General features: G+C 51.2%; 11 protein-coding genes. 7 read left to right on the forward strand and 4 right to left on the reverse strand.

Features of this window, described 5'->3' with window-relative positions:
* Positions 1-9 precede the first annotated feature (9 nt).
* Positions 10-1,380 (forward strand): PepSY-associated TM helix domain-containing protein, encoded by a 1,371-nt coding sequence (locus tag N24_RS12065; protein ID WP_096457453.1) that lies wholly within the window; start codon positions 10-12, stop codon positions 1,378-1,380.
* Positions 1,381-1,666: 286 nt separating this feature from the next.
* Here the strand turns inward: N24_RS12065 and N24_RS12070 are convergent, their stop codons facing one another.
* Complete coding sequence (locus N24_RS12070; RefSeq protein ID WP_231911001.1) at positions 1,667-2,671, reverse strand: bile acid:sodium symporter family protein; 1,005 nt, start codon at positions 2,669-2,671, stop codon at positions 1,667-1,669.
* A gap of 156 nt (positions 2,672-2,827) precedes the next feature.
* Between N24_RS12070 and N24_RS12075 the strand changes: the two genes are divergently transcribed.
* Positions 2,828-3,595: a D-hexose-6-phosphate mutarotase gene (locus N24_RS12075; protein ID WP_096457456.1), complete on the forward strand. Its 768-nt coding sequence runs from the start codon at positions 2,828-2,830 to the stop codon at positions 3,593-3,595.
* Here N24_RS12075 and glcB read toward each other — a convergent pair.
* The gene (glcB, locus tag N24_RS12080) at positions 3,592-5,814 is read right to left on the reverse strand and encodes a malate synthase G (protein WP_096457459.1); all 2,223 of its coding nucleotides are present in this window, start codon (positions 5,812-5,814) and stop codon (positions 3,592-3,594) included. The genes N24_RS12075 and glcB overlap by 4 nt on opposite strands.
* Before the next feature lie 575 nt (positions 5,815-6,389).
* Here glcB and aceA point away from each other — a divergent pair.
* Both aceA and N24_RS12090 read left to right on the forward strand, forming a co-directional pair.
* A complete protein-coding gene (gene aceA / locus N24_RS12085) occupies positions 6,390-7,688 on the forward strand; it encodes an isocitrate lyase (protein WP_096457462.1) in 1,299 nt (432 codons plus the stop codon).
* A gap of 216 nt (positions 7,689-7,904) precedes the next feature.
* Positions 7,905-8,480 (forward strand): thiamine biosynthesis protein, encoded by a 576-nt coding sequence (locus tag N24_RS12090; RefSeq protein ID WP_096457465.1) that lies wholly within the window; start codon positions 7,905-7,907, stop codon positions 8,478-8,480.
* Positions 8,481-8,533: 53 nt separating this feature from the next.
* On the opposite strand, the gene N24_RS12095 is transcribed toward N24_RS12090, so the two are convergent.
* Positions 8,534-9,124: a metallophosphoesterase gene (locus N24_RS12095; RefSeq protein WP_167382106.1), complete on the reverse strand. Its 591-nt coding sequence runs from the start codon at positions 9,122-9,124 to the stop codon at positions 8,534-8,536.
* 172 nt (positions 9,125-9,296) lie between these two features.
* Here N24_RS12095 and N24_RS12100 point away from each other — a divergent pair, with 172 nt between their 5' ends.
* Together N24_RS12100 and N24_RS12105 are read left to right on the forward strand one after the other, a co-directional pair.
* Positions 9,297-11,198, forward strand: coding sequence for a BCCT family transporter (locus N24_RS12100; protein ID WP_096457468.1), 1,902 nt, complete (start codon positions 9,297-9,299; stop codon positions 11,196-11,198).
* Between the two features lie 449 nt (positions 11,199-11,647).
* Positions 11,648-13,447, forward strand: a complete 1,800-nt coding sequence (locus tag N24_RS12105) for an IS30 family transposase (protein WP_096457471.1) — start codon at positions 11,648-11,650, stop codon at positions 13,445-13,447.
* A 457-nt stretch (positions 13,448-13,904) separates the two neighbouring features.
* On the opposite strand, the gene N24_RS12110 is transcribed toward N24_RS12105, so the two are convergent.
* Complete coding sequence (locus tag N24_RS12110) at positions 13,905-14,186, reverse strand: three-helix bundle dimerization domain-containing protein (RefSeq protein ID WP_096457473.1); 282 nt, start codon at positions 14,184-14,186, stop codon at positions 13,905-13,907.
* Between the two features lie 378 nt (positions 14,187-14,564).
* Here N24_RS12110 and N24_RS12115 point away from each other — a divergent pair, with 378 nt between their 5' ends.
* Positions 14,565-15,587: a hypothetical protein gene (locus N24_RS12115; protein ID WP_096457476.1), complete on the forward strand. Its 1,023-nt coding sequence runs from the start codon at positions 14,565-14,567 to the stop codon at positions 15,585-15,587.
* Positions 15,588-15,615 lie beyond the last annotated feature (28 nt).

The raw sequence follows: 15,615 nt of genomic DNA on the forward strand, positions 1-15,615 counted from the left end.
TATTAGTTCATGACTTTTACTCGTACAAGCGTTGCGCCTTCTCAAGCACTGCGCTTGCTGCATCGGCTTCATTTTTTCGCCGGCGTAATTTGTGCACCGCTGATCCTGATCGCGGCACTAACTGGGCTTGTTTATTCCTTTGCCCCCACGATTGAAAATCTTTCTAACCAAAAACTTCTGACTGTAGAAGTCGAGGACACAAGGTTGCCAGTCAGCGAGCTTGTTGACATCGCCCAACAACACCACCCCGATTTACCTGTAACCGGCGTTCGCATCGGCGATGAAACATCTACAACCCGCGTTCTGTTTGCCGATGACCAGCTTCCAGAATCAACGGTCCATGCTGTATTCATCAACCCTTATAGTGGCGAGATCACCGGTGACACCACCCAATATGGAAGTTCTGCAGCCTTGCCGTTTAGACACTGGATTTCTCAAGGTCACCGCATGTTATGGCTTGGTGAACCAGGGCGAATCTATTCAGAGCTTGCCGCTAGTTGGTTAGGTGTTCTAGCCATGGGCGGTTTTGCTTTGCTGTGGTTGCGGCAAAGAAAACCCCGGCGTGTGCAAGCAATGCTGCGCACTGGTGGTAGTGGCCGAGTAAAAACGTATCGCCGTCATGCAGCCCTGGGCACTATCGCTGGTTTAGGTTTTATCTTTCTCACGTTCACCGGTCTAACCTGGTCGTCTTATGCCGGAGCTAATATTTCTACGCTGCGCGCGGAACTGAATTGGACTCAACCTGCCCTGGATACTTCACTAACATCTAATTCAGCATCAATTGCTCATGATGAACACGCAGGCCACCACATGCCGATGGCAGCCAGCATTTCCGAATCTGAGTCCATTGATCTCGTTGCCTCTACTGCCCTAGAGAATCTTCGTACTCCTTTGACCATCACTCCCCCAAGTGAATCAGGCCAAGCCTGGACAGCTGCGGAAAACCGCCAGTCTTTTCGTTTTACAACCGATGCAATTGCCATCAATGGTGAAACCGGCGCATTAACCAACCGTCTTAATTCCGCCGATTGGCCTCTTGCAGCTCAAGCTAGTGCGTGGTTGATCCAACTTCACATGGGAACACTTCTCGGATTTGGCAATCAGGTTGTACTCGCTGCACTGGCAATCTCAATCACCATCATGATTTGTCTGGGATATTCCCTGCTGTGGCAACGTCGCCCTCGTAGCGGCTGGCCAGCTGCACCTCGTCGAGTAGTACTTCAACACCCCACAAAAGGAACACTAATTTTAGGTGCTGCACTACTTGCCTATTGTGTGTTGGCTCCCCTGTTTGCAGTTTCCCTCATTGCTTTTATAGTGATTAGCCTGTGCATCCACTTTGTGCGCACTGCAAGAAAACCCCAAGACTCAGCACTTTAGACATTTATCGCTTGTTTAAGCCCTCGGGTTTTTCACATGACCTTTTATATGAAGCAGCCCCTGAAAACCTCTTAAAAGCGCTTCTGGGGAGGTATGACTTTTCAGGTGTCGCACCAAAATATGAGAGCGACCAAACCAGGAGACCCAGAATCTTCAAAAACTTAAATGTTGGGTCTCTGTGTTTGGTATTCAGCTCGATACACCAAACCAGGAGACCCACAAACGTCGAAAACGTGATTTCTGGGTCTCCTGGTTTGGTCTTAGCAGGCACTCTAAGCCCAGGCGACTACTGAGAGACCTCGACTGTGTCTTTGTTCTTCGCAGAGACTTTTGTTTCCTCTGGCATCGGACGGTTGCGGACCAATCCAACGTAGATCGCGCCGGTGATGTTATGAACCACTGCTGCTACTGCACCAGGTAGTGCTGCTTCTGGTGTAAAGAATCGACCGGCCATGCCAGATGCAAGACCTGCAGACTGGGTTCCAATTTCAATTGCCATGGTGCGGTTGGCTGCTTCGGGGAATTTGAAGAGGCGTCCGGTGAGATATCCCAGTACGTAGCCAAGAACGTTGTGGACAATAACAGCAACGAACACGATCAGTCCGACAGTCACAAGACGTTCTGCGTTTGCTGCCACTGCGCCGAAAACAACACCTCCGATGCCCAAGATGGAAAGGTAAGGAAGGATCGGCAAGATCATATCGATCCATTTGTTTAAGAACACACGCAGAACTAGGCCAATGATCACTGGCAGGAGAACTGTTTGGACCAGTGTCCACGCCATGCCTGCTCCGTCGACTGCGGTTTCCGTGCCAGCCAACATCAGCATGAGGAATGGGGTCATGATTGGGGAAACAATTGTCGATACTGAGGTCATGGTGACTGACAGTGCAACATCACCTCGGGATAAAAACGCGATGACGTTGGAGGATGTTCCACCAGGGACAGATCCCAGCATGAGTAGACCAACGGCCAAGGCTGGGTTGAGGTTGAAGATCTTTGCCACCAAAATAGCCAGTGCTGGCATGATGACAAACTGCGCTACTACACCGATCAAGACGGGCAATGGGCGTTTGAGCACCATCTGAAAATCAGGCACCGTGAGGGTCAAGCCCATGGTGAACATGATGATCGTGAGGAAAATATTGATGTAGTTTGTCAGCGGAATAAATGGTTCCGGGAAGACAAATGCGATGATCGCGCCAAGCAAAATAAAGCTTGGGAATGCGTAAACAATGATGGCCGCTGAGCGGCCTTCTTTCTTTTCTTCTTTAATTCCTGTGTCTGACACGGGGACGACTCCAAAAAACTTCAAAACTAAAACTGGTTGGTCGTGCTGGTGGTGGGCACAGAAAAATTTTTCGCTGGTGTGCGAATGTTCATACCTTAACGCAGAGGTGATCGAAATGGCACAACGTGGGTGTATTCAGGCCTAGACTTTTAAAGCATGACTACGTTTATTACTTCAGGTGGCTTGGAGTTCTCCCCTGCCGGTGCGCATATTGTTCATGCTGATTCACCAGAAGGTGAACTCCTCTATTTAAGTTCTGCGACAAAATTTGGTGAAGGCAACGCCATTCGTGGTGGTGTACCGCTTATTGCCCCATGGTTTGGCGGTTTGCTTGGTTTGGAGCCTTCGCATGGTTGGGCTCGACGTTCTGCCTGGGATGTCACCGATGAAAATGGTCAAATTCATGCATCTTATGGTCGGGATGGGTTATTGCTAGATGTTCGGTCAAGCAGCACCAAGGTTGGTTTTGAGATCACCATGCGGTTGCGCAACGACACCGATGAGGCCCGCACTGTGCAGTTGGCTTTCCACCCTTATTTCAAGGTTGAGGATGTGGAAAAGATCGAAGTCCGTGGCCTGGATGGTGTGGATATTTTAGATCGCCTCAACGATGAAGTAGAAACCCAAGATGGTGCCATTACTTTTGAGGGCGAGTTCGACCGCATTGCGCTGGGCACTCCGGTTGTGCGGATTTTTGATACCGAACGCATCATCACTATTGAAGGCGATGGGCACGATTCGACTGTGGTGTGGAATCCAGGCGAAAGTCGCGCCTCCTCCATGGCCGATATTGGCGATGGTGAATGGCGCGACTTTGTGTGCGTTGAGCCGGCGCTTTTAGGTGCTGATCAACAGGGAGTGAGGGTGGCTCCGGGACAGTCAGTCACCGTTGGGATGCAGGTAAGCGTCGAAAAGCGTTCTTAGTTTTTTGCTTTGAACTCGCGGCGGCGCGCGTGCAAGATGGGCTCGGTGTAGCCGGATGGGGACTTGGTGCCTTCAAAAATCAAGTCCTTGGCGGCCTGGAAGGCAATTGAGGCGTCGTAGTTCGGCGCCATATTGCGGTAGGCTTCGTCCCCGGCGTTTTGCTTGTCGACGACCACTGCCATTCGTTCCAGCGACTCTAGAACTTGCTCCTTGGACACAACATCATGGCGGATCCAGTTGGCCAGCATCTGTGAGGAAATACGCAGTGTTGCGCGGTCTTCCATCAAATCGATGTCGTGGATATCTGGAACCTTAGAGCAGCCAACACCTTGCTCAACCCAGCGCACAACATATCCGAGGATGGACTGGCAGTTGTTGTCCAGTTCTTCCTTCTTTTCCTCCGCAGACCAATTGGTGTTAGGAGCGGTTGGAATGGTCAAAATGTTGCGTAAGTTGTCGCGTCGACCAGCAGCGCGAAGCTCATCTTGAACCTTGAACACATCGACCAAGTGGTAGTGCGTTGCGTGCAGGGTTGCTCCGGTTGGTGATGGAACCCATGCGGTATTAGCGCCTTCACGAGGTTGACCAATCTTCTTCTCCAGCATCTCAGCCATGAGTTCCGTCATAGCCCACATGCCCTTACCGATCTGAGCCTTGCCTGGCAGACCACGCTGAATACCTGCATCAACGTTGTTGTCCTCATAGGCTTGCTTCCACGGTGCAGTTTGCATATCGGCCTTGCGAACCATTGCTCCTGCTTCCATGGAGGTGTGGATCTCATCACCAGTACGATCCAGGAATCCGGTGTTGATGAAGGCCAGTCGATCAGCGGCTTCCATGATGCAGGCATCAAGGTTAACGGAGGTTCGACGTTCCTCATCCATCACACCAATCTTTAAGGTGTGGCGTGGCAGGTCAAGCAGATCCTCGACACGTCCGAACAGTTCATTGGTGAACGCAACTTCTTCAGGTCCGTGCTGCTTTGGCTTCACGATGTAGATGGAGCCAGAGCGGGAATTGCGCATCTTGTTTTGTGGTGCAATTCCAGGGATCGCACATACAGAGGTGATCACAGCGTCCATGATGCCTTCGTAGATTTCCTCGCCGTCAATCAAGATTGATGGGTTTTGCATGAGGTGACCAACGTTGCGGACAAACAGTAAGGAACGTCCGTGAAGAACTAGCTCGGTACCATTGCGGCCAATGTAAACGCGGTCCTTATTCAGCTCACGAGTGAAAGTACGTCCATTTTTGGACATCTCTTCTTTCAGCTCACCGGTGTTAAGACCGAACCAGTTGGCGTAGCCGAGAGTCTTGTCATCAGCATCAACGGCGGCGACGGAGTCTTCGAAATCCATGATGGTGGTGATCGCAGATTCCAAGACGATGTCCTTCAGACCAGTCTTGTCAGCTTTACCGATCGGGTGGACTGGATCGATCTGCAACTCAATGTGCAGGCCGTTGGTCTCCAGGAGGATTGCTTCTGGGTCGAGGAAGTTTCCGGTGAATCCGCGGTAGGAATCACGGTTGACCAGTCGGTGCACATCGTCGCCGATATGTGCCGCCAATTTTCCGTCGGTGATGTTGTACTTTTCTACATCCGCGTGAGAAGCACCCTCCAATGGGACAACGCTGTCTAGGAACTTGCGACCCCATTCGATAACTTTTTGTCCACGAACTGGGTTGTATTCCTTGCCCTTTTCAGCACCATCTGTCTCTGGAATGGCGTTGGTGCCGTACAACGCATCGTAGAGTGAGCCCCAACGAGCATTAGCTGCGTTCAATGCGAAACGTGCGTTCAGGATTGGAACGACCAGCTGTGGTCCTGCGGTTCGAGAGATCTCCGAATCAATATTTTGGGTACGGATTTCTGCAGCCTCAGGTGCCTCGACCAAGTATCCGATTTCTTTGAGGAATTCCTCATAAGCGTCTTGGTCGATGGTTCCGGGATTGTTGCGGTGGTACTCGTCGATAAGCGTTTGAAGCTCGTCGCGGCGAGCAAGCAGCTCGCGGTTACGTGGAGTGAGATCCCGGGCGATGCTGGCGAATCCGGACCAGAACTTTTCTGCATCCACACCCACGCGAGGGAGTACCGCTTCGGTCACAAAGTCATAGAGGACTTTCGCAACCTGCATTCCACCGGCTTCGACGCGCACGGTGTTGTCAGCGTTGTCAGCATTGTCAGTGGTCTGAGCAGACAACAGTTGCTGTTCAGTCATTGAAGGCTCCTTTGAAGCATGGGTTTTAAAGATGACCTGTGCCAAACCAGAGTGGAGAACTTCTCTCTTGTTCGGCTACGCCTGGTTTTGAAACGTCTTAGACGGTTCTAGGAACCATTTTTCTACTTTGAGTTTCAACCCTTATCGGGATTGGCGATGTGATCAGACTAAGTGATCACCGTCACCAACAAAAGGGGTTTGCGAACTTTACTAACCCACTACCCCCGTTCAACCCCGAACTTTATCCAGGTCACACCATTCATTAACGCCAAAAAGTGCCGTGCCTGCATTTTCCCATTTCAGAACGTTTTCCCAGTACAACCGTACTAGTCAACACTTTGCTCACTTTTTATGTGAAGCAGAATATTTGCAAAGTTAACAACAGGGGTGACTACCCCCGCACAAAACTTAAAAACCCAAACCGATTGACGGAACAATGCCCGATGAAGCAATGTGTGAACCACGCCACCACACAAACCGATGCACATCACGTCGAATAAGTGAAAGTGCAATAGCTCATAGGTTGTGGTCGGCACCGCCCCATTGCGAATCTGCACTCGAAGGAAGTGACTTTGATGTCAAACGTTGGAAAGCCACGTACCGCACAGGAAATCCAGCAGGATTGGGATACCAACCCTCGCTGGAACGGCATCACCCGCGACTACACCGCAGATCAGGTAGCTGATCTACAGGGTTCCGTCATTGAGGAACACACTCTTGCCCGCCGTGGCTCCGAGATCCTCTGGGATGCAGTCACCCAGGAAGGTGACGGATACATCAACGCCCTCGGCGCACTCACCGGTAACCAGGCTGTTCAGCAGGTCCGTGCAGGTCTGAAGGCTGTCTACCTTTCCGGTTGGCAGGTTGCAGGTGACGCAAACCTTTCTGGCCACACCTACCCTGACCAGTCTCTCTACCCAGCTAACTCTGTTCCAAACGTTGTTCGCCGCATCAACAACGCACTTCTGCGCTCTGATGAAATCGCCCGCGTTGAAGGTGACACCTCCGTTGACAACTGGCTCGTTCCAATCGTTGCCGACGGCGAGGCTGGCTTCGGTGGCGCACTCAACGTCTACGAACTCCAAAAGGCAATGATCGCAGCAGGTGCTGCAGGTACCCACTGGGAAGACCAGCTCGCTTCCGAAAAGAAGTGTGGACACCTCGGCGGCAAGGTTTTGATCCCAACCCAGCAGCACATCCGCACCCTGAACTCTGCCCGCCTAGCGGCAGACGTTGCTAACACCCCAACCGTTGTTATTGCACGTACCGACGCAGAGGCAGCAACCCTGATCACCTCTGATATCGATGAGCGCGATCAACCATTCATCACCGGTGAGCGCACCGCTGAAGGCTACTACCACGTCCAAAATGGTCTCGAGCCATGTATCGCACGTGCAAAGTCCTACGCACCATACGCTGACATGATCTGGATGGAAACCGGCACCCCAGACCTCGAGTTGGCAAAGCAGTTCGCTGAAGGTGTTCGCTCTGAATTCCCAGACCAGCTTCTGTCCTACAACTGCTCCCCTTCCTTCAACTGGTCTGCACACCTCGAGGCAGATGAGATTGCTAAGTTCCAGAAGGAACTCGGCGCGATGGGCTTCAAGTTCCAGTTCATCACCCTCGCAGGATTCCACTCCCTGAACTACGGCATGTTCGACCTGGCTTACGGCTACGCTCGCGAGGGCATGACCTCCTTCGTTGACCTGCAGAACCGTGAGTTCAAGGCAGCTGAAGAGCGCGGCTTCACCGCTGTTAAGCACCAGCGCGAGGTTGGCGCAGGCTACTTCGACCAGATCGCCACCACCGTTGATCCAAACTCTTCTACCACCGCACTGAAGGGTTCTACTGAGGAATTCCAGTTCCAGAGCTAAAGCTCGCCATGTGACATTTCTTAAAAGGCTCTCGACATCTACACCCAAGATGTCGGGAGCTTTTCACTGTTAATTTCTCGCTGCTATAAAGCAGTAGGTTTCCCGATTCCTCTCATTAGGTGCCCCCAATCGAAGACATGGACTGCACATATTTCGGATTAGTCCATAAACTACTTCTTTAGGGTAGAGCTTTAAGTCATCCACGAAAGGACATCCATGTCTATTTCCCGCACCGTCTTTGGCATCGCAGCCACCGCAGCCCTGTCTGCAGCTCTTGTTGCTTGTTCTCCTCCGAACGAGAATGATTCTCCGGTCGAGCGTTCACATGAGATCATGACCACCTCTCAAAGCCCAAGCACCACCAGCAGCACCTCCACTTCGTCTGAAGCAACCACTACTCCTGCAGCTCCTGTAGAAGAAAATGTAGAGATCACTGTTTCCCCAGCTGCGCTGGTTGACGGTGAGCAGGTTACTTTTGATATCACCGGACTTGATCCAGAAGGTGGCTACTACGCAGCTATTTGTGCTGCCGCAGCTGCTCCAGGAAACCCAGTCCCAGTGTGCACTGGTGAAACCGCAGATTTCACCTCCCAGGCATGGTTGAGCAACTCCCAGCCCGGCGCGACCACTGAGATCGCTGAAGATGGCACCGCAACTGTTGAGTTGCAGGCAACCGCTACCGGCGAAGGCTTAGACTGCACTGTTCAAGAATGTGTGGCAAAGGTTTTTGGTGACCACACTGAAGGCTTCCGCGATGTAGCCCAGACCCCGGTTACTTTCGCTGCTGCTTAAGGTTCAGCAATGACGGCGTGTCTACCAAGGTAGATGCGCCTTTTGCTTTTCTTTTAGATTTTTTCGGCTAAAGATTCCCACATTTTCCTTTGCACGAGCTCAAGCGGTGCAGGTTTCAGCCCCCATGCATCAACCCCAACATCAACTTGCCCGGGCCTGGTCATGGGAAACTGTGAGTGCAAATGACCATGCGCCAATAATGGAACGCGCAGCCGTAAATCATCAAAGCGCGATTCCATTCCCGGATGGTCTTGGCCCGGCCTGGGAAAGTGTGAAAGATACACATCTTCCCCATCCCATTTCATTCGTTGAAACGCCTGAACAGAATCAAAAATTTCCAAAAATCGTGGCTGGCGCTTATATGCATGACGATACATCGGATGGCAAGAATCGTGGTTTCCAGGAATAAGATGCTTTACGACGCCGCCCAGCCGCTCAGCAATTAAGGCCAACGCGCGCTCTTCGGCGCGCTGCGCCCCAGAGGACAAATCACCCAACAGCCACAGCACATCACCCGGGCGAATCAAGTTTTCAAAGTTCCCTAGAATTTCCTCATCATGATCGTTTGGATCATCAAAACCACGCATCTCTGCTACAAATTTGTGACCCAAATGAAGATCCGAACTAAACCAGATGTCAGTCATATGGGCCAGTCTAGCGTTGCGATTGATGCGCTATCCAGGAATACTAGTGAGTTTGAAAGCTTATAATACAAACACAGGAATATTTCGCTCAACTCTTATTTAAAAAGACTTAAACAAAATTTCTTGCCCATCAGCACCGCTATATTAATGGTGCCCAATGGAGAGGACTCACATGTCCACCACTACTAACAAAGATTTTCCTGAACCACCCGAACCAATAGAAGAACCAAACTATCCTCACGACACACACCCAGGTCTTGTTCCTGGAATCTCTGTCGATGATCAACGTAATAAATTCGGACTCGACAAGATAGTTTTCGGAATCACAGCTGTTTTGGTTTTGGCGTTTATTGCCTGGGGTATTTCTAGCCCCGAATCTGTGTCATCGACGTCGTCGACCATGTTTAGTTGGGCCATGACCAACACCGCTTGGTTGCTTAACTTTGTCATGCTGATTGGCATTGGCACGATGGTTTACGTCGCCTTTTCTAGGTACGGCCGCATCAAGCTTGGAACCGATGAGGATGAACCTGAGTTTTCACGGTTCTCCTGGATCGCCATGATGTTCGGTGCCGGCATTGGTGTGGGTATCTTCTTCTTCGGCCCCTCTGAACCACTGTGGCATTATCTAAGCCCTCCTCCTCACACTGTTGAAGGATCAACCCCTGAGTCTTTGCATCAAGCACTTGCTCAATCCCACTTCCACTGGGGTCTGTCAGCGTGGGGTCTATATGCGCTGGTTGGTGGCGCTTTGGCCTATTCCAGCTATCGCCGTGGCCGAGTCACCCTGATCAGCTCGACCTTCCGTTCTCTATTTGGAGAGAAAACTGAAGGTATTGCAGGACGCCTCATTGACATCATGGCCATCATTGCCACCCTTTTTGGTACAGCCGCCACTTTAGGGTTGTCCGCCATTCAGGTGGGTCAGGGCGTACAAATTATCTCCGGCGCTTCGGCGATGACCAACAATATTCTCATTGTCATCATTGCGATTCTCACCGTATGTTTCATCATTTCAGCAGTATCAGGTGTGTCAAAGGGTATTCGTTATTTATCCAATATCAATATCTCTTTAACTCTCGGCCTCATTTTGTTTGTGTTCATCACCGGCCCAACCCTGTTCCTGCTCAATTTGATTCCATCAAGTGTGCTGGAATACGGAAGCCAATTCCTATCCATGGCTGGTAAATCCCTGTCCTGGGGTGAAGAAACCATCGAATTCCAGGCCAGCTGGACTGCCTTCTACTGGGCATGGTGGATTGCCTGGACCCCGTTCGTTGGCATGTTTATCGCCCGCATTTCCAGAGGCCGCACCCTACGCGAGTTCGCGTTAATCACCATGGCTGTTCCTTCATTCATTTTGATTCTGGCATTTACCATTTTTGGTGGCGCTGCAATTTCAATGAACCGCGAAAACGTAGCTGGATTTGATGGAAGTTCCTCGAAGGAACAGGCGCTGTTTGATATGTTCAGCAACCTTCCTCTATATTCCATCACCCCGTTCATTTTGATCTTTGTGCTGGCAGTCTTCTTTGTTACATCCGCCGACTCCGCTTCAGTGGTGATGGGCACGATGAGTTCTCGAGGAAACCCGGCACCAAATAAACTGATCGTAGTGTTCTGGGGTCTATGCATGATGGGTATTGCAGTAGTCATGCTCCTAGCAGGCGGTGAATCAGCACTGACCGGATTGCAAAACCTCACCATTTTGATCGCCATTCCATTTGCCCTGGTGTTGATCTTCATGGCCATTGCCTTTATTAAGGATCTATCCACTGACCCTGCTGCAATCCGCCACACTTACGCTAAGGCAGCAATTTCAAATGCGGTCGTTCGTGGTTTGGAAGAACACGGCGATGACTTTGAACTATCCATTGAACCTGCTGAAGAGGGACGCGGCGCTGGCGCTTCCTTTGACTCGACCGCTGACCACATTACTGAGTGGTATCAGCGCACAGATGAAGAAGGAAATGACGTCGATTATGACTTCTCCACCGGAGAATGGGCTGATGGTTGGACTCCAAATTCTGCAGAGGACAACACATCTGATCCAGACTCAGACAGCAAGAGTTAAACATTAACTAATGGCCGGGAACTTCATCACGTAGTTCCCGGCCATTACTTATTTAAAAAGCCCGATAACCTAACTTTCACAATTTTGCTTAGTCCCCCAGTTCCTGACCATTCGCCAAGACGTGGCCTTGCCTCCATGACGTGCTCTTTAAGTGCGACTTCTTAACAGGCGACTTCACATGGTGCGACTTCACTGGGTGATGGGCCGATTCCGTAGCGATGTCGCCTGTTAAGAAGTTGAGCACGTGAAGTCGACCTGTAGAAGTTCTGAAGCTACACCCTGGTTACTTTAACTTCGAGATCACACATTCAATATCGCAAGCTCAATTTCTTAAGTTCGAAACCGCTAGGAAAGTCACCAAAAACCGCGGGAAATTGAGCTTAAGAAATTGAGTTCAGGCGACATCAGGTGGTGGTTGCGACACCCTCTTCCTAAAGGAGTGTCCACCAATGACCAGCAGAGAACAACCCACAACCCAGGAGGCGGTCCGCCGAGTAGCCGACGGGCAGCGAGTAAAAGACGTAGCACTCGATCTTGGAATCCACCCATCCACGATCTACCTAGCGCTCAAGCGCCACGGCCTGCCCGTGGACAAGACCGCACCCCACCGCGTCCTGAACCCACAAACCAATCGGCACATCCCGAAAAACACCGAACACCCCACAACCACAGAAGCAGTCGCGAGGGTCAAACGCGGTGAACGAGTCAAAAACGTAGCGAAAGAACTAGGAATCCACCCATCCACGATCTACCTAGCGCTTAAGCGCCACAACCTACCGGTCGGTAAAAACGCACCCCACCGCGTCCTGAACCCACAAACCAATCGGCATATCCCTAACACCACGGAACGCCCTGCCACGACAGAAGCCGTTACTCGGGTCAACCGTGGTGAACGAGTGGTTACTGTGGCCAAGGAACTTGGGCTTCACCCGTCAACGATCTACACCGCGATCAAACGCCGCGAAGAAGTAACCGATACCCCCACACCACCAGGTAAGAAAGGAGAAGGTAATCACAGATGCAGCGACACACCCGCACCTACCACCACGACAACGCAATCACGGTGTACAACGACAGAAGTGCCTGATTCATCATGTTGTTCTAATGATTCTGTGTCGTCGCGTACTGCTGATCACGTTGTTGCTGATTTCAGTCTGGTTCCTGATACACGAGTAAAAACAGGCCGCGGGGTGCGGTTAAGCAGTACCGATCGGCTGGTGATCGCCCAAGGGATTAAAGAGGGGTTATCCACCCGGCAGATCGGGACAAAACTCGGCCGTCACCATAGTGTGATCGCACGAGAAATCAACCGTGGATCCACCACCTACCTAGATCCAGACACCCAAGAGATCAAGCAGTTGGTGTATAACCCACAAACCGCTCACTACCACGCCCAGCAACAAGCACGACGACCAAAGGAAAGGAAACTTGATCGCCCGGGCCGGTTACGGGATGTGGTGGTGGAGTATTTATTGCGATATTTTTCCCCGAAGCGTGTTGAACAACGCCTTCTTCTGGACTATCCCGATGATAAGAGCATGCATATTTCCCACGAGGCGATCTATCAAAGTTTGTATGTCCAAGGACGTGGTAGCTTGCGTGAGATCATTGAAGAAGAACTACGCCAACGCGGAATGAATACCAACAAGGTGTTAATCCGTGGTGGGAAAACCCGTCGCCCCCGGTCCAAGATCGCTGGGTTACGCAATAGGCGTGGCTGGGTTGTCGGTGCAGAAATCACCACGCGCCCACCTGAGGCTGATGATCGTCGGGTTCCAGGGCATTGGGAAGGTGATTTAGTGATCGGTGCAGGGGGTCAATCAGCGTTGTTGACACTGGTGGAGCGATCAAGTCGGTTTACGTTGTTAAAGCATTTACCTGATGATCATGCCTCGTCCACGGTTGTTGGTGCATTACAGGAAATGATTGCGTCGATGCCGGGGAAGTTTTCCACGATTACTTGGGATCAGGGATCGGAAATGGCTAGTGCTCGTAAAGTTATTGATCCTGCAGAATGTGGGATTTATTTTTGTGATCCTCATTCACCGTGGCAGCGTCCGACCAATGAGAATACAAATGGTGAGATCCGGCGGAGGTTTTATCCAAAGGGCACTGATTTCCGTGAGGTAACCCCGGAGCATGTCGCGTGGGTTCAAGATGAATTAAACGACACACCGAGGTTGGTGTTAGGCGCGATGACGCCGTATGAGAAAATGAATGAAGTATTAACTGTCGCAACCACCCAATGACAGCGCCTTCAAGGTATTGAGCACGAGAAATCGACACCGTGAAATCGAACTTAAGAAACCAAGGCATTCACAGCCCGTTTAAGGCCTCCAATTTTCTTACATAAGTGTTTGTATCAACAGGGTTCCCAAAGGCCGGGAGGGGCGATTCTGTGGGGCCACTTTTTCTGGGCCCTTTGGGTAGTTTTTCACCGCACTCGATCTGGTGACCAAAGCAGCCATCGGGAAGGCCGGTCTTGGTCAAATGTGACGTTATCCGGACCGGCAAATTTGATCTAGCGACCAAGATCTCCTTGTTTCACCTATGGATTTGGTTTTCTAGGACAGTCGGAACTTACACATCTTGGCTGTGCGTGTAGAAGTCGGCAGGAACAAACTCCCCAGATCCGGATAAAAAACTAGTGGCCGGGAAACACATCGTGTGTTTCCCGGCCACTAGTTATTAAGACGAGCAGTTTATTTAAGCTGCCATGCCACGGTTGAGGGCAATGAAGTCAAGTAGGTCGGCGTTGACGTTGCCGGCGATCTGCTGAAGTGCAGCGGTTGCTTCGCGGGCGATGAAGATTTTGCTGAAGACGGTGATCTTGGCGTCGCGGTTTGCTGCGACACTGTCCAAAATAGCGTCTACTCGGGCAGGATCGACCAGGCCATCAAAGCGAGCGTGGAGATCCTCGCGGACACTCCATAGAGCGTCCTGCTCGGCTGGACGAATCGTGGTGATCTGAGAAGCCTTAGTAGCCATTGTCGTTTTCCTTTCTGTATCCGAGGGAGTTAATTATCAAACCCCCGGCTGTTAACCTGACGTTAACCTTAATTCACTTTCTAGTAATCTACAATCACCCTAGGCAAAAAGTAATGGGATCGCCCCCACTAATTTCAATTCACCCCCACGATTGGCGCGAACATTCCCCATCAAAGCGTGATTTTGGATTTACATAACCGCAGGTCAGAACATATCTACGGGGGCAAAAAGTAGCGTAAGCCATGTTTTTAAAAGCAAGTGTCTCAAATCACCCCCAAGGTGTGAATAAAACTCAGTTCCGAAGGTTTATCCCTACTGAACTGCGCATTTGCCTATGCTTGGAGACCAGAGACAAGCTGAGAAAGATAGGGGCCGGCCATGAATGATTTCGAGACAACCTTCGATCGGATCTCTAAAGAGCAGGATCCAACATCTAGAAGCCGTGTAGAACAGTTCATTGTGGAAACTGTGCGGGCACTGCCCAACCTGACCACAAAACAAGGTGCATCTTTGGCTATCCAACTGCTTGATGCACTGCAGCTCGCCGACACCTCAGGAAGTGCATCAGGAGCTACATCGGGATCGAAGGGGGTGGCGTCGAAAAGCAATCCCTGCCCACTTCCTGACACCTTCGATGCGCTGACCAGCCTGATTGCCCAGCTCGATGTGCGCAGCGACTCGGAGTGGCGCTCTTTTGGGTTTCAACCAACTGAAACCGCGCACCCACTTCTAATCGCCATCCCTGAGATTGAGGTCTTTTATCAGCACACTGATGTCGAAGCGTCCAGCGAAGGAGCCGTTGCCCCTGATTTCCAAGAAAATCAGGCGATGTGGCGTAGACGCCTAGGATCTGTCACCGAACCAAACCTGATCTATAAGGAATTTTCCGGCCCCGGCAAAGCACAACGCGCCGTCGAAATGCTGGGGAATCTGTGGAAAATTGGAATTGTGGTGTCCCGCGACACCGAAAGCCGACTAGGACTCACCCGCGTTGAATACACCCCCACCCCTGGCGAGGTTCCGGTTCCAATGATGTCGGAAAAGAACTGCTGGTACAGCATTCGAGTCTCAGAAACTCTGGGCGAAAACCAAGTTCCGGAAATTGTGCGATGCGTGGCGGAAATTTTCTGCGGCTACCTTCCACAAATGTGGCCGAAGACCCCGATCAAAGCAGGCAAACTCAGAATCCAAGAGTCTGAAGCTGCGGCCTATATTGCGCTGGCTAGGCTTGATCTTTCCCCACGCACAGGCAACACCACCTGGACAAACAGCTACATTTCACCTCGTCCACTCTCGCCCGCTTTCAGGTGGGATGTGGTCTTAGAAGCATCACATCAACTTGAAAACCTGCTGCGTGGAGACACCGGTCCAGTGACTGCCACACAACAAGCAACTGGTTAATCAAGAATTCACACACAGCTCATGTGTT

This window comes from Corynebacterium suranareeae, from assembly GCF_002355155.1.
GTDB lineage: Bacteria > Actinomycetota > Actinomycetes > Mycobacteriales > Mycobacteriaceae > Corynebacterium > Corynebacterium suranareeae.